General features: G+C 67.7%; 14 protein-coding genes and 1 pseudogene. 10 read left to right on the top strand and 5 right to left on the bottom strand.

Features of this window, described 5'->3' with window-relative positions; translation table 11 throughout:
- Window positions 1-7: 7 nt before the first annotated feature.
- The 4 genes from metK to BN3789_RS07880 all read right to left on the bottom strand — a co-directional run bounded on the left by metK (window position 8) and on the right by BN3789_RS07880 (window position 7,247).
- The gene (gene metK, locus BN3789_RS07865; RefSeq protein WP_066832490.1) at window positions 8-1,282 is read right to left on the bottom strand and encodes a methionine adenosyltransferase; all 1,275 of its coding nucleotides are present in this window, start codon (window positions 1,280-1,282) and stop codon (window positions 8-10) included.
- Between the two features lie 661 nt (window positions 1,283-1,943).
- Entirely contained in the window at window positions 1,944-3,494 is a 1,551-nt protein-coding gene (locus BN3789_RS07870) for an alpha-amylase family glycosyl hydrolase (protein ID WP_066832493.1), read from the bottom strand.
- Between the two features lie 337 nt (window positions 3,495-3,831).
- Entirely contained in the window at window positions 3,832-6,414 is a 2,583-nt protein-coding gene (locus BN3789_RS07875) for a YhgE/Pip family protein (protein ID WP_066832496.1), read from the bottom strand.
- Window positions 6,411-7,247 carry a P-loop NTPase family protein gene (locus BN3789_RS07880; RefSeq protein ID WP_147569608.1) on the bottom strand — a complete coding sequence of 279 codons (837 nt, stop codon included), beginning with the start codon at window positions 7,245-7,247 and terminating at the stop codon, window positions 6,411-6,413. The genes BN3789_RS07875 and BN3789_RS07880 overlap by 4 nt, the downstream gene beginning before the upstream one ends.
- 160 nt (window positions 7,248-7,407) lie before the next feature.
- Between BN3789_RS07880 and gltX the strand changes: the two genes are divergently transcribed.
- Window positions 7,408-8,889 (top strand): glutamate--tRNA ligase, encoded by a 1,482-nt coding sequence (gltX, locus tag BN3789_RS07885; protein WP_066832502.1) that lies wholly within the window; start codon window positions 7,408-7,410, stop codon window positions 8,887-8,889.
- Window positions 8,890-9,007: 118 nt separating this feature from the next.
- On the opposite strand, the gene pcp is transcribed toward gltX, so the two are convergent.
- Window positions 9,008-9,658 carry a pyroglutamyl-peptidase I gene (pcp, locus tag BN3789_RS07890; protein WP_066832505.1) on the bottom strand — a complete coding sequence of 217 codons (651 nt, stop codon included), beginning with the start codon at window positions 9,656-9,658 and terminating at the stop codon, window positions 9,008-9,010.
- Window positions 9,659-9,854: 196 nt separating this feature from the next.
- Here pcp and sdaAB point away from each other — a divergent pair, with 196 nt between their 5' ends.
- From sdaAB to BN3789_RS07925, 9 genes and pseudogenes are all read left to right on the top strand, one after another.
- Window positions 9,855-11,462, top strand: coding sequence for an L-serine ammonia-lyase, iron-sulfur-dependent subunit beta (gene sdaAB, locus BN3789_RS07895; RefSeq protein ID WP_066832508.1), 1,608 nt, complete (start codon window positions 9,855-9,857; stop codon window positions 11,460-11,462).
- A 607-nt stretch (window positions 11,463-12,069) separates the two neighbouring features.
- Window positions 12,070-12,417, top strand: a pseudogene (locus BN3789_RS13245) (helicase C-terminal domain-containing protein); the annotation flags it as partial.
- A 177-nt stretch (window positions 12,418-12,594) separates the two neighbouring features.
- The gene (locus BN3789_RS13250; RefSeq protein WP_229254276.1) at window positions 12,595-13,020 is read left to right on the top strand and encodes a L,D-transpeptidase; all 426 of its coding nucleotides are present in this window, start codon (window positions 12,595-12,597) and stop codon (window positions 13,018-13,020) included.
- A 171-nt stretch (window positions 13,021-13,191) separates the two neighbouring features.
- Window positions 13,192-13,884, top strand: a complete 693-nt coding sequence (locus tag BN3789_RS07905) for a response regulator transcription factor (RefSeq protein WP_066832514.1) — start codon at window positions 13,192-13,194, stop codon at window positions 13,882-13,884.
- 9 nt (window positions 13,885-13,893) lie between these two features.
- On the top strand, window positions 13,894-14,964 hold the full coding sequence (locus tag BN3789_RS07910; RefSeq protein ID WP_147569611.1) for a sensor histidine kinase: 1,071 nt from the start codon (window positions 13,894-13,896) through the stop codon (window positions 14,962-14,964).
- A 183-nt stretch (window positions 14,965-15,147) separates the two neighbouring features.
- Complete coding sequence (locus BN3789_RS07915; protein ID WP_066832517.1) at window positions 15,148-15,828, top strand: ABC transporter ATP-binding protein; 681 nt, start codon at window positions 15,148-15,150, stop codon at window positions 15,826-15,828.
- Between the two features lie 24 nt (window positions 15,829-15,852).
- Window positions 15,853-16,182: a hypothetical protein gene (locus BN3789_RS13255; protein WP_229254263.1), complete on the top strand. Its 330-nt coding sequence runs from the start codon at window positions 15,853-15,855 to the stop codon at window positions 16,180-16,182.
- On the top strand, window positions 16,122-18,749 hold the full coding sequence (locus tag BN3789_RS07920; protein WP_229254264.1) for an ABC transporter permease: 2,628 nt from the start codon (window positions 16,122-16,124) through the stop codon (window positions 18,747-18,749). Before BN3789_RS13255 ends, BN3789_RS07920 begins: the two co-directional genes overlap by 61 nt.
- A 217-nt stretch (window positions 18,750-18,966) precedes the next feature.
- Window positions 18,967-20,427, top strand: a complete 1,461-nt coding sequence (locus BN3789_RS07925; protein ID WP_066832521.1) for an efflux RND transporter periplasmic adaptor subunit — start codon at window positions 18,967-18,969, stop codon at window positions 20,425-20,427.
- The last annotated feature ends 5 nt before the right edge of the window (window positions 20,428-20,432 follow it).

A 20,432-nucleotide genomic window follows, 5' to 3' on the forward strand; every position in this document is an offset into this window, starting at 1 on the left:
CCCGAGGCTACAGTCCGCAGGCGGCGCGCAGCTCGTCCACGCGGTCGCAGCGCTCCCAGGTGAAATCGGGGTCTTCGCGACCGAAATGGCCGTAGGCGGCGGTCTTCTCGAAGATGGGACGGCGCAGGTCGAGATCGCGGATGATCGCTCCGGGACGCAGGTCGAAGGTCGTGCGAACGGCCCGCTCGATGCTCTCGACCGCGACATGCTCGGTGCCGAAGGTGTCGATCATGAGGGACAGCGGGTGGGCGACGCCGATCGCGTAGGCGAGCTCGACCTCGCAGCGGTCGGCGAGGCCCGCGGCGACCACGTTCTTAGCGACCCAGCGCGCGGCATAGGCGGCCGAGCGGTCGACCTTGGTGCAGTCCTTGCCCGAGAAGGCGCCGCCGCCGTGGCGACCCATGCCGCCGTAGGTGTCGACGATGATCTTGCGACCGGTGAGGCCGGTATCGCCCATAGGGCCGCCCACCACGAAGCGGCCGGTGGGATTCACGTAGATGGTCGCATCGTTCCAGGCGATGCCCTCCCCGTCCATGACCGGGGCGATGACGTGCTCGATGAGGTCGGCCTTGATGGACTCCATCGACTCGACCTCAGGCGCGTGCTGCGTCGAGATGACGATGGTCTCGACGGCGACCGGCTTGCCGTCCTCATAGCGGACGGTCACCTGGGTCTTGCCGTCGGGGCGCAGATACGGCAGCGTGCCGTCGTGGCGGACGGCAGCAAGGCGCTCGGCCAGGCGGCTCGCGAGATAGTGCGGCATGGGCATGAGCGTCGAGGTCTCCCTCGATGCGTAGCCGAACATCATGCCCTGGTCTCCCGCGCCGATCAGGTCGAGCGGGTCCGCAGCGCCGTGCTGGGCGTTGAACGACTGGTCGACGCCCTGGGCGATATCGGGGCTCTGCTCGTGGATCATGTTGATGACGCCGCAGGTCTCGGAGTCGAATCCGAACTTGGCGCGCGTGTAGCCGATGCGCTCGATGACGCGGCGGGCGATCTTCTGGACATCGACGTACGCCTGGCAGCGGATCTCGCCGCTCACGACGACCGTTCCGGTCGTCACCAGGGTCTCGCATGCGCAGCGCACGTGCTCGAGCTTGGCCGGAACCCCCTTGTGGTCCACGTATCCCTGGCTTTCGAGCTTGGCCTCCTTGGCGAGGATGGCGTCGAGGACCGCGTCGGAGATCTGGTCGGCGATCTTATCGGGATGTCCCTCCGTGACGGACTCGGAGGTAAACACGAAGCTGCGCGGTTCCTGGTTGGAACGAATCTGATCTGGCATGGCGCCCCTTTCATCGGCCCATCCGGCGACCGTTACCATTCCGCCGGATTCAAACGTCACGCCATTGTATACCCCGCCGCCAGACTCGACCCGCCACCATAAAATGCATACGCGGTTGGAACGTTTTGGACCGGGGCCGATTTCCCCGTTCCGGCTGGCTACGCCGGCACGGGGAAATCGACCCCGTCCCATGCTGTATCAGGAAAGCAATTGGACAGCGTTTCCTGAGGGGAAATGTTGGCCAACGACGCCGTCCTCCCTTCCGTTGCACCAGAGGACCCCGGATGCCGTACTCCCAAACGAAAGTGGCTAGAAATTTCTGTTTTGCTGTAAGCTGTCCGCGGCGGAGATGTCCGGATGAGCCGTCTTGACGGTATTGGCCGGTCATGAAGTCGGTTTCCGAACCCTCAAGCCCTCGAAACGGACGCCTTCAGGGAGAAATCGGTGCCGGCGGCGGGCTTCCAACCCATCCGCTCCGATCCGGTAACAGCAAAACAGAAATTTCTAGCCACTTTCCCCGAGAGGGCAACATCGGCGGGAGCCGATAACACAAAACGGCCCGTTATGTGTCATCTCGGAGCCTCTGCGCTTCTCGAACGACGCGGCGGCGCGCCCGCGCGAACGCGGCGGCGCGTGCAGCGATGGATGAATCAGCTGTTTCCTAGGCGATCTCGATGAAGGCGACGCTTTCCGGCGCCATGGTCAGCGTGGCGTCCTCAAGGCGAGCAGGGTCGCCGTGGGCGTAGAGAAGACGCTGGAACTCGTATGGGCACGGGCAGCTCACGGGACGCATCGCGGGGTTCAAGGCGACGAGCACGCGCTGCTCCCCCTCCCCTCGCACGTACACGAGCGGATATGCGTCCGGCTCGCAATAGACGAACTCGATGGGCGAGCAGGCGCCCAAAGCCGGCGTCGCCAGGCGAAGCTCGATCAGGCGATGGACTTCGCTCCAAAGCGACGTGTCGTCGGCCATCTGGGCCGCCGCCGTGGGCGCATCGGCCTCCCGATCCTGGCGGACGTACAGCCTGTCCGCCGGAGCCGACGAGAACCCGAAGTTCGCGCCGGTGTCCCACTGCATGGGCGAACGGGCGCCGGTGCGCTCGTAGCCGCCCTCGACCGAGGTCACGTCGAGCTGGCGCATCCCGATCTCGTCGCCGTAGTACACAAACGGCGCGCCCGGCATCGACAGCATGAAGGCGAAGTAGATCTTCATCTCCTCGGGGTCGAGATAGCGGCGGAGCCGCTGCATGTCATGGTTGCCCGACGGAATGCACATGAGGCCCCGCCCGGAGGTGCGCTCCATGTTGTCGCGATAGGTAGCCACGAACCGGAAGGCGTCGCCTTTCCCCTCGCGCGAGAAGAACGGATGCTCGCAGCGCATGAGATCCATGTAGTGCGACGTGCCGAACTGGAGCAGGAAGTCCATGTGGAAGCCCGCGCGCAGCGTCTTGTCGGGCTCGCCCCATTCGGAGACCAGGACCGCGTCGGGATAGCGCGCGTCCAGAAAGGCCCGCATATCCTGCCACAGCTTGATGGTCTCCTCCTGGCCCGGATCGTTTTTGACCAGCGATCCGGCCATGTCGACGCGGAACCCGTCGCAGCCGCGATCGAGCCAAAACGCCATGACGTCCTTCATGGCCTGGCGGGTCGCCAGCGCCTCGGGAGAGTCGACGGCGCTCTGCCAGGCCTCAGTGACCTGGGCGAACCCGTAGTTCAGCGCCGGCTGGAACGCGAAGAAGTTCACGGCGACCGCGCCGTTGCGCTCGGCGATGCCGCGCAGGACGCCGTTCACGCCCGGCACGTTCGACACGGGCGTCCACACGTCGTCGGTCCACACGTATCGACCGGTGAACTCGTTGTGATCGGCGCGCTGGGACGCCTTGAACCACGGGTGCTCGATGGACGTGTGCCCCGGCACGAGATCCAGCAGGACGTGCATGCCGCGCGCATGGGCCTCGTCGAACAGGCGCACGAGGTCCTCGTTCGTGCCGTAGCGCGGAGCCACCGTAAAGTAGTCGGCCACGTCGTAGCCGGCGTCCCCGAACGGGGAGTCAAAGCACGGGTTCAGCCACAAGGCGTTGCACCCGAGCCGCTTGATGTAGTCGAGCTTTGTGATGATACCCGGGATGTCGCCGATGCCGTCGGCGTTCGTATCGTTGAAGCTCTGCGGATAGATCTCGTAGAACACGCTGGTGTCGAGCCAGTTTGCCATAAGCCTGCCCCCTTATCCGACCGCGAGCCGCGCGCTCGCAGGTATCTCAAGTATAGCGCATGCGGCATCTTGTCCGGACATGTTGAGGTAAGCGTTTCGATAGGAGCGACGGGAAGGCGCTGACGTGACGGCCGATGCCGAGCTGCCCCCGGGAGCGCTTTTCGCGCGCGCTCCGAGGCGCCGTCCGAATCGACGGTACGCATAGGGCACGCCACCTCGCCGAGAGTACGGCATAGGCACGTTTTTCACCCGGAAGCGTGACCATACCGTACCGTCGACGAGCCGGCGTGACCAGAGCGTACCGTCGATCGCCCGCCAGCGCCGATCCGCGCGGATGCTACGAGGCGAAGACGCGCTCGGGACGCACCTGCCGGCGAAGCGCCAGGGATGCGCAGCTGACAAGTACGGCGAGGGCCAGCAGCACGACCAAGTAGAGGGCCGCCTGCCCGACGCCCCGCACCGACCCGGCAAGAACGCTGCGCAGCGCCTGCGACAGCAGCGGCAGCGGCAAGATGTCTCCCAGAACGGAAAAGACGCCCTCAGACAGCGATGCCGGAAGGATCCCTCCCGCACAGACCGCCTGCACGACGAGCAACGCGGCGGATGCCGGAACGAACCAGCGGCCGCACACCAGCCGCAGCGCCTGCGCGAGCCCGGCGAAGGCCAAGGCGCCCAGCGCCAGCAGGCCGACGAGCCCGGCAGGATTCGACGCCTCGACGCCGGTGACGGCCAGGGCGCCGAAGACGAGCAGCGCCTGGAGAAGGGAGGCCCCCGCGTAGCCCGCACCGCACGCAAGCGCGCCGAGGACCGACCTGCCCGAGGCGGCCGCGCGCACGTCGCACGCCGGCAGCAGGCAGCCGATGATGATCGAACCGATCCACAGTGCCGCTGCGGCGAGCGCGGGGGCAACCGCCGCCTCGGACGTAACGGGGGCGACGCGGCTCGACGTGAACGAAACGGGGCTCGACGCCACCTCGGCGCGATCCGCCCGCTCCGCGGCGATGCTCCCAAGCGACTCCCCCGCCGCCGCCATGCTGTCCGTGATCTGCCCTGATGCATCCTTCAGCTGGACGGCGCCGTCTCCGAGCTGGCTCGTCGCCGTCGCCATGGCGGATATACCCTGGCCGAGACCGTCGGTCCCCGCGGCGACTCCCTCGAGCGCGCTCGCGAACGCCGTGTTGCCGGCGGCGAGCTGCCCCGTCGCCTCGGCAAGCGGCGCCATGGCCTCCCCGAGCGCCTGCGCCCCGGTCGCGATGCCGGTCACGCCAGCTCCCAAGGCACCGTCGGATGACAGCTGGCCCGCTATCGCCGAGATTCCCTGGCCGAGCGACGTCGTCGTCTCCGCAAGGCCGGGGACATGCTCGCCCGAACCGGGAACGTCGGTGCCGGCGAGCGCCGCCTGCGCGGCGCCCATGCTCATGGCGATATCCGATGCCGCGGAGGCTGCCTGGCCCGTCGCCTCGCCCAAGCCCTGGACAGGCTCCGCAACCGCGCCCGCCGTCTGCTCGAGGGCCTGCGACGCCTCATCGAGCGCGGGCTGCGCCTGTGCGACGGCGTCCAGCCCCTCAGATGCGCGGTCGCCCGATTGTGCGAGCTCACCGGCGGAGCTCGCAGCGGCATCCAGCCGCTCCCTCAGCTCCGCGCGGGCGGACGAGAGCTGCTGGAGCTCGTCGTCGAGGACGGCGAGCTGGGCGGCCCGCTCCTCGGCGGAAAGCTCGCCGTCGGCCGCAAGGGCGTAAAGCTGCTGGGTGACCTCATCGGAGCGCGCGTCGAGCGCGGAGAGCTGCTGAGCGATGCCGGGCGCGGTGGCGTCCTCGGAGGACAGCGTGCCGGACAGCGCATGCGCGCCCTGCGCAAGCGAACCGACCTCCTCGACGGCGGACGTCGCGGCGGAGGCGGCACTCGCGACCGCGTCTGCCGCGCCATCGAGCGACGTCGTCGCACCGGAGAGCGCCTTGGTCAGCGCCAGGCCCTCGGTGGCGATCTGCTTTCCGGCCAGGCCGAGCTCGGATACCGAGTCCATGCCCGAGCCCAGCGTATCGGAGAGGGAGGAGAGCGCGGAACCGACCTGCTCCACGCCCGCGCCCATGGTCTGGGTCGTCTCGGAGATCGTGTCGAGACCCGACACGAGCACCTCGGCGCCCTGAGCCAGCGGGGCTGCCGCCTGGTCGCTGATCGCGGCAAGGCCCTGGCCCAAGGCCGCGGCGCCCGACCCCGCGGCTGCGACGCCGTCGGCGATCTGCCCCAGACCGCTGCCGAGCTGGTCTGCACCGGATGCCGTCTGCTCAAGCCCCGACGCGATGGCGTCGGCCCCCTGCTCAAGCGCGTCGTAGCCCGCGTCGAGCATGACGGATCCGTCCGAGGTGAGCGTCAGGCGGGATGCCTGGCTCTGGACGTCGTTGAGGACCGAGAGCAGGTAGTCCTCCCCCAGATCGGAGCGCAGGCGGGCCTGGACCTGCTGGAGCGCCGCAGAGCCCGCGCGCGTCGCCAAGACGTTCTCGCTTCCCGTCGACACGATCTCGACGGTCGCCTTGGTCGGGCTCGAGCCCGAAAGGCTCGCCACGCACTCGGAGTAATCTTCGGGGATCTTGAGCGCGAGCGCATAGGTTCCGTCGGCAAGGCCGTCATCGGCGGCCTGCTCGTCGACGACGCTCCAGGCGAGCGTCGAGGTGTCCTCGAGCTGGTCGACCAGATCCTCGCCGGCGCGCACCATGGCCCCGTCCTCGTTTCGGGCCCCTTCGTCGAGATTCACGACCGCCACCGGCACGCGCTCGGAGTCGCCGAGTGAAGGCGCCAGGGCACAGACGAGCACCGCGGCCGCAAGCGCCGGCGCGATAAGCGCCACGACCAGCGCAGCGGCACGATGCGAGCGCAGCTGCGCCCGGGCGGCGGAGACAAACGAATCTATCAGATGGCTCACCTGGCATCTCCCTCTTTCTCGGCCTGAGCCCCTTCAAGCAACGAGGCGGCGCGCTCCAGCCCCTCTTTCGAGGCGATGTCGAGCGCGCAGCGGGAATCGGCGGACAGCGCGGCGCAGAGCTCCTGCGTGGCGACCACGACGCACACGCCGCGATCGCCCGCAACCGACCGAGCGCCGTCGACGACCGCGCAGGCGTCGTCGGCCGAGAGCCCCTCCACGAACGCGTCGCCCAGGTCCATCACGGCCACCTTCACGCCGCCGGCGCACGCAAGGGCGGCAGACAGGCGCGCCCGATACAGCGGGGACAGCTGGGACACCCGCTGGTCGGCGTGCGTGGCGAGATGGTGCATGGCGAGATACTCCAAAGAGGGGTCCGCGATGCCGCGCGCCCGCTCGGCGCGCAGCCTCAGCTCGCGCACCACGGCCTCCTCGACCGTCAGCTCCCGATCGATGTCGAACAGGCCGCTGAACACGCCGACGCCCGCATACCCGCGCGGCAGGCGCGGCCCGCGGGAGATGCGATGCCGCGCGCCCGAAGGACGGGCGAGCTCGATGCCGCCGACCGACAGGGACCCGGCCGTGGGCCTCACGAAGCCGGCGCAGGCCAGGGCGAGATCGCGCGCCGGTGCCCTGTCGCTTGACAGGAGGGCGACGACCTCCCCTTCCCTGCCGACAAACGAGGCGAATTCGAACGAGCGGTAGCCGCGCGCGCCGTAGGTCGCGTCGCGCGCGACGATCATGGGACCGCCGGGCTCGGCAGCGGGCTCAGCGGGCGCGCCCGTCGCGACGAGCCCGGAATCCTGAGAAGTGCTCAATGGCGAAGCTGGAAGCACGCGTCCTCCCATGAATCTGTTCTGCAAGCGTCCGCCGGGACGCAACGATGTTTATTTTCACTTCTATACCCGCAAACGAACGCGGCAACCGTAAACCTTGCTCCCGCTTGCCATATAATGCAGCACGTTACCGAGAATCCCTACCACAAGGAGCACATCCATGAGCTCAAACGTCCGCGTGCGCTTTGCGCCCTCGCCCACCGGCAAGCTGCATATCGGCGGCGCCCGCACGGCAATCTACAACTGGGCGTTCGCGCGCGCCAACGGGGGCACGTTCATCCTCCGCATCGACGACACCGATCCCACCCGCTCCACCGCGGAGAACACGCAGGTCATCCTGCGCGCCATGCGCTGGCTCGGCCTCGATTGGGACGAGGGTCCCGAGGTCGGCGGCGACTTCGGGCCGTACGCCCAGACCGAGCGCCTCGACCTGTACCGCGAGGCCGCCGAGCGCCTGCTCGCCGAGGGCAAGGCGTACCCCTGCTTCTGCACGTCCGAACAGCTCGAAGCCGATCGCAAGGCCGCCCAGGAGCGCAAAGACCCCTTCCAGGGCTACCAGCGCCGCTGCCGCAACATCCCCGCCGACGAGGCCCGCGCGCGCATGGAGGCGGGCGAGCCCTACACGCTGCGCATCAAGGTGCCCGAGGACCGCGGAGACGTCGTCATCGACGACGCCGTCCACGGAAAGGTCATCTTCGACGCCAAGGAGCTGGATGACTTCGTGATCTTCCGCTCCGACGGAACGCCGACCTACAACTTCGCCACCGTCGTCGACGACGCGCTCATGGGCATCACCCATGTCATCCGCGGCGACGACCACCTCTCCAACACCCCGCGCCAGGTGATGGTCTACGAGGCGCTCGGCGCCCCCGTACCCACGTTCGCCCACATCTCCATGATTCTCGGCGCCGACGGCAAGAAGCTCTCCAAGCGCCACGGCGCGACGTCGGTCGAGGAGTACCGCGACGCCGGTTACCTGTCCGACGCGTTCGTCAACTATCTCGCCCTGCTCGGCTGGTCGCTCGATGGCGAGACCACCGTCATCCCGCGCGACGTGCTCGCCCGCGAGTTCTCGCTCGAGCGCATCTCCAAGAACCCCGCGACGTTCGACCCCAAGAAGCTCGACTGGATGAACGCCGAGTACATCAACGCCATGGACGACGCCTCGTTCATCGACCAGATCCTGCTGCCCCAGCTTGAGGCCGCCGGCAAGCCCGCCTTGCGCGCCGCGCACCCCGATGCCTGGTGGAACCTGCTGGCCGGCATCGTTCGCCCGCGCACCAAGATGCCCGCGGACTCCGTCGAGGTGTCCGCGCCGGTCTTCGCGACCGCCAAGACCCTCGTCTACGACGAGAAGTCGGTCAACAAGGGCCTCGCCAAGGAGGGCATGGGCCGCATCCTCGACGCGGCGCGCGTCGCCCTCGGCACGCTTGCCGCCGACGACTGGACCGCGGAGAACATCGATGCCGCGCTCGAGCCGCTGCCCGAGGCGCTCGACCTCAAGAAGCGCATCGTGTTCCAGGCCGTCCGCGTCGCCGAGTGCGGCAACATGGTGAGCCCGCCGCTCGGCGAGACCATGCAGCTCATCGGCCGCGACGACTGCATGGCGCGCATCGACCGCGCAAAGGGCATGGCGCTATAAGTTGCGCCGCCGCCGAGCCGCCGGCCCGGAGTTTTAGGGACAGTCCCTTTTGGTTCATGAGGGTGCGCTTGCGCCCTCATGAACCAAAAGGGACTGTCCCTAAAACTCCGGGCCGGCGCTACGACTCGGTACCCGACGAGGTCGACACGACGTCGCCTTGCCGTATCGCGACGCACGTCTCGATGGCGATCGTCAGCGCCTCCACCATCATGTCGACGGGCATGCTCGGATAATCGCCTCCGCTCCGCTCCACCTGCTCGGGGGCAAAAGGGACGTGGATGAACCCGGCGCGCATCCGCGGATACGCCGTGGCCGCGGCGTGAAGCGCCGTGTAGAGCACCTCGTTGCAGCAAAAGGTCCCCGCGGAGTACGACACGGACGCGGGCACGCCCCTCTCGCGCATGCGTGCGACCATGGCGTGCACCGGCAGGGTCGTGAAATATGCAGCCGGCCCGCCCTCGACGACCGGGATCCCCGCGGGGCGCGAGCCCTCGTTGTCCGGGATCCTCGCCAGCATGTAGTTGATGCCCACGAACTCGGGCGTCACCTGTGCGCGACCGCCCGCCTGGCCCACACACAGGCACACGTCGGGATCGTGCCGCTCGATCTCTTGGACCAGGACCTCCCCGTCCCGACCGAACGCGACGGGCAGCGTCACGCGTGAGATGTCGGCGCCCTCCACGCGCGACGGAAGGCGACCGACCGCCTCCTGTGCGGGATTCATCGTCTGGCCGCCGAACGGCTCGAACGCCGTCACCAAGATCTTCATCTTCCATCACCTCTCCTTCTGACAGTATGGGAACGGGACGCCCGTTTTCAAAGCGTTCGATAAGGGAATTATTAGGGCTTTGAAAAAACTTCGCGCATTATCTCCGCTCCATGAAAACTTCTATTCACTTACGGCAGCCGAGGCGGGACAATAGGGCGGTGATTACGAACGATAACCGTTAACCGTGGGAGCGATCATGGCATCCAAACCTCAGACCCTGGCAACCACATCGGCGTTCGAGATTCTCGGCCCCATCATGGTGGGGCCGTCCTCCTCGCATACCGCAGGTGCGCTGCGCTGCGGAAACGTCGCCTCGTCTCTTCTTGAGGGCACGATCCGGCGCGTCCGGTTCACGCTGTGGAACAGCTTTGCCCACACCTACCGCGGCCACGGAACCGATCGCGCCCTCGTGGCCGGCATCCTCGGCCTCTCCTGCGACGACGAGCGCATCCGCAACGCGTTTCAGCTCGCCGACGAGCGCAACCTCGCCTACGAGTTCGTGGTCGGCGGGGACGATTCGAGCCTGCATCCCAACACCGTCGACATCGATATGTGGGACGACCGCGGCACCCATGTCACCGTGCGCGGCGAGAGCCTCGGTGGCGGCCGCATGCGCATCACCCGCATCAACGGCGTGGGCGTCGACATCTCGGGCGCGTACAGCACGCTGTTCGTCGCCCATCGCGACGTCCCCGGAGCCCTTGCAGCCCTGACGAGCCTGCTTGCCGACGCGCAGGTCAACATCGCGTTCTGCCGCACCTACCGCACCGAGGCGGGCGGGAAGGCCTACTCGGTCTTCGAGACCGATGGCGCGCCGGGAGAAGGTGTCCTGCCGCGCGTGCGCGAACTCGACGCCGTCAACTACGCGACCTTCATCGAGCTTCCCGGATCCGCCTCCGCGCTCGCCCCCGGCGTCTCCACACCCGAGCTGTTCGACGACGGCGAGCAGTTGCTCGCGGCGTGCAAGGAGATGAGCATGAACATCGGCGCGGTCATGGCCGTGCGCGAGGCGAACCTGATCGGCGAGGACCGCGCGGTCGCCTCGATGCGCCGCGTGCTCGCCATCATGCGCGAGGAGACGACCGCGCCGATCCGCCGGCCCCAGCGCTCCTTGGGCGGCTTCATCGGCGGCGAGGCGCACAACGTAGCCCTGAACGGCGTCGGCCGCCTGTCTTCCGCGCTCATGGGCGAGGTGCAGACCATGGCGGTGGCCCGCGCGATGGCCGTGCTCGAGCGCAGCGCGTCCATGGGCGTCATCGTCGCCGCCCCGACCGCGGGCTCGGCGGGCGTCGTCCCCGGTTGCGTGCTGGCCGCCGCGGAGCACCTCGGCCTCGACGACAACCAGATCATGGATGCGCTGTTCTGCGCCGCCGCCATCGGGCTCAATCTTTCGACCGCCGCGTGCGTGGCCGGTGCGGAGGGCGGATGCCAGGCGGAGGTCGGAAGCGCTGCGGCCATGGCGGCCGCGGCCCTCGTCCAGATGCTCGGCGGCTCCCCCACCTGCGCGCTTGATGCGGCATCCATCGCCTTGTCCAACCTGCTCGGCCTGGTGTGCGACCCGGTCGGAGGCCTCGTCGAGGTCCCCTGCCAGAACCGCAACGCCATCGGCGTCGCCGCCGCGTTCTCGGCTGCCCAGCTCGCGCTGTCCGGCATCAGGAGCTTCGTACCCTTCGACGAGATGACGAAGGTCATGCTCGCCGTGGGCCACGCGCTTCCCGCAAGCCTGCGCGAGACCGCCAAGGGCGGCATCGCCGTCGCCCCGAGCGCGCTCGAGGCCTGCCGCAGGTGCGGCATCTGCGGATAGGATCCCTGAAGACCGGCCGCTCGCGCTCAGCCGTCTCGCCCTAAACCCCCTCGAACATGACGGAGACAGGGGGTCAATGACACAAAATGGGCGAAATGGCACGCTATAAGGGGTTTATAAGGGCACTTAGCGTGCCAAACTGCCCATTTTGTGTCGCCGTCAGCGCCCAGGCCTGTTTCCACAGCGTTGCGGGGCTCCGCCGCCGAGCAAGACCCCGCATAATCACCCTTGAGGCGTGCTCGTGTATATCAAAAGTGCGGTATGAATGCGTGCTCTTGATGAGAATGGTTTCAATTCGAGATGAAACACCCACGGGGCGCAACCATATGTCCCCGCGGGCAGGTATAATCCAGCCGAACGTTACGCGCGGCACAAGCCGCAGCTTATCATAGGTAAAGGATTTGAACGAAGCATGGCTTTCAATGAAGATGGCATGGATCGTCTGACCCCCGTGGACCCCTCGCAGATGCCCGGACGCGCGTCCCGGCAGACATCTCATCGGCATGCGGCGGGGCGCTCCGCGGTGCCCTCCAACCCCCAGGATCCCGACAGCACCGTCTACTTTGATGCTGCTCAGGCCGCGGCCGCGAGCGCGGGCGCGCGCACNGCGGACCTGACGACCCCTTCACGCGAGTGCGCCCGCAGGCTCTGCCCGTTTTTCCCTGACAAGTGCCTTGTACACGGCGCTCGCCGGCGTGCGGCGCGCGTGGATGTCGTCGTGACCAATCACTCGCTGCTGTTCCGCAACGTTGCGGCGGACGGCAAGATATTGCCCCCGATCAGGCATTGGGTTGTCGATGAGGCGCATTCCATCGAGCGTGAGGCGCGTCGGCAGTGGGCAGTGTCCGTGTCGGCGGATGAGTCTCGTTCCATATTTGCACGTCTGGGCGGCGAGCGCTCGGGCGCCTTGGGGCAGTTGATCCGCAACCTCGCCTCGACGCAGCTCGACACCGTCGGCACCGAACGCACCTACACGCGCCCGGACGGCAAGCAGGTCGCGATCTCGGGCGGAACCTACGGCTGGGTGAGCGACGAGGCGACCCTCGCGCAGCTCATCCAGGATGCCGTGGCCAACAAGCAGACCGGGGAGATCCAGATCCCGACGAAGCAGACGGCGGCGCAGTACAACGGCATGGGCGGTCGCGACTGGGGCGCCTACGTCGATATCGACATCTCGGAGCAGCGCGTGCGCTACTACGATGCCAACGACCAGCTGGTATGGGAGTCGGGCTGCATCACCGGCAATCCGAACACCGGCCATGACACCCCGACCGGCATCTACTTCATCAACAACAAGGAGCAAAACGTCCAACTCACCGGCGCGAAAGACCCCGAGACGGGCGAGCCGGAGTACATCAGCTACGTCGATTACTGGATGAGCTTCATCGGCGGCGCCGTGGGACTGCACGATGCCGACTGGCAGGCGTCGTCGAGCTTCAACGACCCCACCGCCTACACGTGGACCGGAAGCCACGGATGCGTGAACCTGCCTCCGGACAAGGCTGCCGAGCTCTTCAACATCGTGCAGCTCAACGACTGCGTGATCGTCCACATGTAGCGGGTCCCAGAACCGATCTTCTTCAAGGCCGCTCCCCCAGGGCGGCCTTCTTCATGGCCCGGCGAAGACCCTTGCCGGATGGTCCGATTGGCCCGCATCCGGCATTCAGGTACTATGACCGAAGGCGACCGATCATCGCCCCCTCGTTTCACGCATCGAGAAAGGCACGCCATGCCAGCTCATATCCTGCTTGTGGAAGATGACCCGCTCATCGTGGAATCGCTGTCGGAGTTGCTCGCGCGCGAAGGGTACGCCGTGGACGCCGTCGATTCGCAGAACCGGGCGATTCGCGCTGCCATCGAACCCGCGAGCCCGCAGGCTGCCGTGCAGCTCGTGCTGCTCGACATCACGCTGGCGCAGGGCAACGGGTTGGCCGTCTGCGGCGCCATCAAGCAGGCAAGGCCCGAGCTTCCCGTCATCTTCCTGACCGCTTCGGACGACGAGTTCACCACGGTGACGGGGCTGACCATGGGCGCCGACGACTACATCGCCAAACCGTTTCGCCCGCGCGAGCTCCTCGCGCGCATCGCCGCGGCGCTGCGCCGGACGCAACCCGCGCGCCACATCGTTCACCTGGGACCGATCGCCATCGACACCGACCGGGCGCGCGTGGAGCGCGACGGCACGGAAGTGGTCCTCTCCGCGATGGAGTACCGGCTGCTCCTGCTCTTCGCGACGAATCCGGACAAGCTCATCACACGCGAGGCGATACGCGATGCGCTCTGGAACGACGCAGGGACCTATATCGAGGAGAACACGCTCACGGTGTATATCAACCGCCTGCGCAACAAGATCGAGTCCGACCCGACGTCGCCGAGGCTCATCCAGACCGTTCGCGGGCTCGGCTACAAGGCGCAAGGATAGCGAGGTCCCATGCTGTCACGAAACCGCGAGCTCGCCCTCCTTCTCGCCGCCTTCGTTCTCGCCTCGTGCATCTGCATCGCGGCGGCGGGCCTTGCGGCGGGCTCTCAGGCGGCGATCTGCGTGCTCGCATGCGCCGTGGTCCTCGGAGTCGTGGTCGGCGTGTCCACGCGGGCGCGCTACCGCGCGATCGGCAGGCTCTCCCATGAGCTCGACCAGTGCCTCAACGGCACCCGTCGCCTCAATCTGGCGCAGGCGCGCGAGGGGGAGCTCGCGATACTCTCGAACGAGATCGACAAGGTGTTCCAAAGGCTCGCGATCACGACCGAGCAGCTCGAAGCGGAGCGCACGCTGCTGTCCGATTCGCTTGCGGACATCTCCCATCAGCTCAAGACGCCGCTGACGTCGCTCTCCATCATGACGGACCTCGTGCACGCCCGGATCGTGGAGGACGGCACGCATCTCACCGAGAAGGACGTGGCCGAACTCGCCGAGAAGCTGCGCGCGATCGAGGGGCTCCAGGAGCGCGTGTCGTGGCTCGTGTCCGCCCTGCTCAAACTTGCCCGGATGGATGCGGGGACCATCGCGCTGGCGCATGCGACCGTTCGCGCGGGCGATGTGGTGAAGGGGGCCATAGCCCCGCTCGCCATCCCCTTCGACCTGGCCGACGTCGCCCTCATCACCCGCATCGACGATAAGGCGAGCTTTACGGGCGACCTCTCGTGGAGCATCGAGGCGCTCCAGAACGTGCTCAAGAACAGCCTGGAGCACACGCCCGCTGGCGGCACGGTGACCATCGACGTCGTCGAGGATCCCCTCGCCTGCCGCCTCATCGTCACCGACACGGGCCCGGGAATCGACGAGGAGGACCTGCCCCACATCTTTGAGCGCTTCTATCGCGGGAGCGCGAAGCACGCGGAGAGCGCCGAGGTCAATCCCGCCGGCGTCGGCATCGGCCTCGCCCTCGCGCGAAGCCTCGTCGTCGCGCAAGACGGCAGGATCCGGGCGCGCAACGTGCGCGACGCCGACGGCATCGTCACCGGAGCGCAGTTCGAGATCGCGTTCTTCAAGGCCACCGTCTGACGAATGCCCGCGGGGGCGCCCCCTCCCTGTGCAAATCGGGGGACGTACCTTCCGCGTGCAATTATGCACGCGGAAGGTACGTCCCCCGATTTGCATGTGACAGATGTGTCACCTCGCGGTCATGTGGGGGAAAGGTCGCGCATCCAGAATCAAGGTGAACGTAACGGCGACGAAAGGAACATCATGAACATCCTTTCAATCGAACATCTCACCAAGGTGTACGGAAGCGGCGACACGGCGGTCCGCGCGCTCGACGACGTCAGCTTCACCGTCGATGCGGGCGAGTTCATCGCCATCATCGGCAGCTCGGGATCGGGCAAATCGACCCTCCTCCATCTGATCGGCGGCGTCGACCGGCCGACGTCGGGCACCGTGAAGCTCCAGGGGCAGGACATCTTCGCGCGAACCGACGAGCAGCTCGCGATCTTCCGTCGCCGCGAGGTTGGCCTCGTCTACCAGTTCTACAACCTCATCCCCGTGCTCGACGTCGTGGAGAACATGACGCTGCCCGTCCTCATGGACGGCCGCACGGTGAACGAGCAGCGCCTGCAGATGCTCCTGCGCGCCCTCAAGCTCACCGGGCGCGAGCACTACCTGCCCAACCAGCTCTCCGGCGGCCAGCAGCAGCGCGTGGCCATCGGGCGCGCCCTCATGAACTCGCCGGCGGTCCTGCTCGCCGACGAGCCCACCGGCAACCTGGATTCCAAGAACTCCGCGGAGATCATGAAGCTCCTGCGCGACTCGAACCGCCAGCTCAAGCAGACGCTCATCGTCATCACGCACGACGAGGACATCGCCCTCATGGCAGATCGCGTGATCGCCATCGAGGACGGCCGGCTCGTGCGCGACGAGCGCCGCGGTTAGCCCGCGCGTCGCAGGAGGACCACCATGAACATCTTCACCCACTTCTCCCTGCGGTCGCTTTTTGGCAACCGCACCCGCACCATCGTCTCGATCATCGGCATCGCGCTGTCCTGCGCGCTCGTCTGCGCCGTGCTCACGAGCGTCGTGAGCATGTCGAACATGCTCTACGAGCGCACGGCGGCCGACGAGGGCTCCTGGCAGGTCGAGGCCGCGAACGTCCCCGCCGACGCCCGCTCGAGGGCGACGGGCGCGTCGCCGCGCGGCTGGACGTCGCCGAGCTCGGCGCGATCCAGATGGGCGACGACAACGCAGCCGACTACGGCAGCTACCTGTTCGCCAAGACCTGGCCCGTGAACCCCGAAGGCGAACGCCTGGTCACCGGCCCCGAGATCACCGCCGGCCGCGCGCCCGAGGCCCCCGGGGAGATCGCCCTGCCCCACTACCTGGAGGGCGTGGAGCTCGCGCCCTGCGGGCTTTCCGTGCAGGGCGCCGACGGCGCGTCCGCCATCGAGCTTGGTAGCACCGTCACGGCCCAGCTCGGCGAACGCACGCTGCGCTATCTGGAGGACGACAGCGGCCTGACGGCAGCCGGCACCTCGCTTCGGGGCACCTACTTCCAGGATGACACGGTCGAAGAGACCTTCGACGCGGATCTCGGCCAGGTCAGCGGCACCGTGGTGGGCTTCTACCGCAGCTACGGCTTCTCGTCCACCCGCGCCCTGCAGGGCAACAGCGTCTACGCCTACCCCTCGGGAGACGAGGTCGAGGACGCTCTCGCCGACGCATCAGACGCCACTTGCGTCTACTCGATCTTGACCACGAACGACCCGCAGGATGCCTTGACGATCGCCGACGAGCTCTCCGCCGACATCGACCCCCAGGCTGGCGGGGTCGCCACCCACACGAGCCTGCTGCGCTGGCAGGGCGTCACCGGGAGCTCAGAGGTGTGGAACACGCTCTACATGATCGCCGGCGTGCTCGCCGTCGTCATCGCCGTGGCCGGGGTCTCGCTCGTGTACAACTCCTTCGCCATCTCGGTTGCCGAGCGCACGCGCCAGTTCGGGCTGCTGGCCTCCCTGGGAGCCAGCAAGCGCCAGCTCCGCCGCACCGTGCTCACCGAGGCGCTGCTGCTCTCCGCGGTCGGCATCCCCATCGGGCTCGTGCTCGGCCTTATCGGCTGCCTCGCCGTGTTCCAGCTCACTGGAAGCGGCCTTGCCGCCATGTTCGACGTGGACGCCTACGGCATCCAGGTGAGCGTGACCGTGAGCCCCGCCGTGCTTGGCATCTCCGCCGGCGTGGCGCTCGCGACCGTGCTCGTGAGCGCATGGATCCCTGCCCTGCGCGCCTCCCGCGTCTCGGCGGTGGACGCCATCCGCCAGACCCGCGACATCCACCTCACCCGCCGCGCGCGGCGCGCGCTCGCCCGTGCGGGAAAGAGCACGGCAGACGGCGGCACCGTCCGCCTCCGCGGCCTTTCCGCGCGCCTCTTCGGCATCCCCGGGTTCATCGCCCACCGCAACCTGACGCGCGCCACGAGCAAGGGCAGGGTCACGGTCGCCGCACTCGCCGTATCAGTCGCCCTGCTCATCATCTCGGGCGTCATCGGCAGCGTCATGGACTACGCGAGCGGCACCGCGATCGACGCGGCGGACGGCACGGACCTGCAGGTGCGCATCGACGCCACGACGGCCGAGGGCAGCACGGGCACCATCGTGCGCGAGGACGGGAAGGTGGACAACGAGGCGCTGGCAGACGCGCTCGCACGCCTCTACGACGCCGCTGACGGCCTCGAGGGCACCGTGCGCGCGGGCTACCATGCGAGCTACGTCGCCGACACCATCGTCCCCGCCTCCATGGTGTCCGACGGCTCCGATCACTTCTTCGGCACCCTGCTTGCCGACGGCTCGTGGTCCGGACCCATCTACGTCGACTTCATCGACACCGCGAGCTGGGAATCCTACGTCGACGGTCTCGGGCTGTCCTGTGAGGAGTTCTGCGACCCCGCGCGCCCGCAGGCGATCGCCCTGAACGAGTACACCTTGAACGAGGGCGGCACGTACGGGTACTACAGCCCGCTGTCGGGCACCGGCACCGTGGAGACCGTGTCGTTCGCGCCCCTTGAGGGCATGTACGTCGGGGGCGTGGTATCCGATACGAACGGCCAGCCGAGCGTCTGGTACAACGCGCCCGACGGGTCCGAGCGCTTCGTCCCGCTCGACGAGGGCATCACCGCGCGCAAGGAGATCATCGTCGGAGCGCTCGCCGACACCGCGCCCACGGGCATCTCCACGCGTTCGGGCACCCTGCACATCCTGTTGCCCGTCAGCGCCATGGCCGCGAACGAGACGCTGGGCTTCGCCGACGCCCAGATGAACTTCGATGCGGGCGGGTCGGCCGAGACCGCGGCGAACGCGCAGGACGCCCTCGAGCTCGTCGCCACCGACTTCCCCGAGCTCGATTGCACCTACACGAACTATGCCGACACCAAGATGCAGAACCGCATGATGTCCGATACGGTCCAGACGTTCATCTACTGCTTCACCGTCATCTGCGGCCTGATCGCCGTGGCGAACGTCTTCAACACGCTCACGAACTCGCTCATCCTGCGCCGTCGCGAGTTCGCGGTGCTCAAGAGCATCGGGATGGGCGAGTCGGCCTTCCGGCGCATGATCGCCTACGAGTGCGCGAGCTACGCGCTGCGCGGCTTTGCGATCGGCCTTGCGCTCGCAGCCATCGCGGCGGCCTTTTTGACCCAGGCGATGACGTACTCGTTCACCACCTTCACCCTGGAGCCCCCGATCGCCGAGGCCGCTGCCGCCGCCGGCATCGTGCTCGCGGTCATCGTGGTGAGCGCGGCCTACGCGCTGCGGCGCAGCCATGCCGCCAACGTGGTGGAAGCCCTGCGCGACGACGCGATCTAGAAGATATGGCCGATGAGCCATCGATCGTTCGAGGCGGCCGCGCGCCCCTCCTCGCCGCGACGGGGAGGGGCGCGCCCGCCAGGCACACCCATTCCCCACCGCTGGCCCGCTCGACCGCTTGCCAAAGTTTACAAAACCGCTGCCGGGCACACGACGCGCATAGAGTATCGTGTAGCCAGCGTTGAAGACACTGTTGGGATGACGAAACGAGGAAACCATGACCGACGATATCCGGAACGTCGCGGACCCGACGCCCCCTATCGAGCAGCCGGACACCGATCGGATGCCGGCTGAGGACACGGGCGAGCAGACGACCCAGTCCCCGATCCCCGTCCTTCCCGGCACCGAGGCACAGGATGCCTACGAGGGCCTCGACGCCTCGGATGCCGAGGCGTACGCCAAGCTCAAGGCGCGTCGCGCCGAGCGGCGACGCAAGAAGCTCATCAGGCGCGGCATCATCGCGGGAGCGATAGCCGCGGTCGCCCTCGTGGGGGTCGTGGCGGTCAACCTGCTCACCCAGGAGCCCGAGGCCGTCTTCGAGCCCATAACCGATATCGCCATCGCAGGCACCTACACCGATTCGGTGGATGCGCGCGGCTCGCTCGAACCGCTGTCCTCCACCGTCGTGACGCCCGCCGTCTCGGGCACCATCGCAGAGGTGCGCGTCGCCGCCGGCCAGCAGGTTCAGGCGGGCGACGTCCTCATGATCATCGACAACCCCGAGCTCGACCTCGCGGTCAACGAGGCGCTGCGGTCGCTGCAGGCCGCCGAAGCCGACCTTGCCGCAGCCAAGCGCGCCCGCACCGACGCCTACAACGAGTGGTACGCTTACGACGAGGTCACCGACGAGGAGGGCAACGTCATCCCCTACGCCGGCGCCGACCCCGCCGCAGCCGAGGATTCCGTCGCGGCAGCCGAGCGGGCCGTGGCGAGCGCGCAGGCGAGCTACGACCAGGCCGTCGCCACCGCGGGCCAGCGCACCGTCACCGCGCCGAGCTCCGGCAGCATCGTCGCCATGAACGCGCAGGTGGGAGCCGACCCCAGCGAACCGGCCGCGAACTCGACGGGCGCCTCCGGGCCCCTCGTGCAGATCGCCGACCTGTCCCAGATGAAGGTCACCATCCAGGTGAGCGAGGAGGACATCGCGCGCGTGGCCGTGGGCCAGACCGCACAGGTGAGCTTCCCCGCCTTCGACGACATCATGCTCCAGGGCACCGTGCAGAACATCGCGTCGATCGCCTCGGGTTCGGGGGACATGATGTACATGGGTGACTCCTCGGTCTCCTTCGCCGTCGACATCCTGATCGACCAGCCCGACCCGCGCCTCAAGCCCGGCATGACCGCCCAGGTCACCCTCATCACCGAGCAGCTCGACAACGTCGTCATGGTGCCATCCATGGCGCTGTCGACCGATGACGGCATGAACTACTACGTCATGGTCGAGACCGACCCCGAGACGCATGAGGCGGAACGCCGCGACGTGACCGTCGTCACGCAGAACGACAGCTACGCGGTCGTCGGGCGCGTGGAGGGCGCGGGGCTGCAGGCACCCGAAGACGAGCCGGAGATACCCCCGTCGCCTGTCGCCGACGGCGAGATCATCGTCATCTCGGGCGGCTCCATGAGCATGGGCGACGGAGCTGTCGGCTCAGGCGCCGCCTCTGCGGACGCGCTGTAGGGCGT

It is taken from the genome of Collinsella ihumii, assembly GCF_900046475.1.
Taxonomy (GTDB): Bacteria; Actinomycetota; Coriobacteriia; order Coriobacteriales; family Coriobacteriaceae; genus Collinsella; species Collinsella ihumii.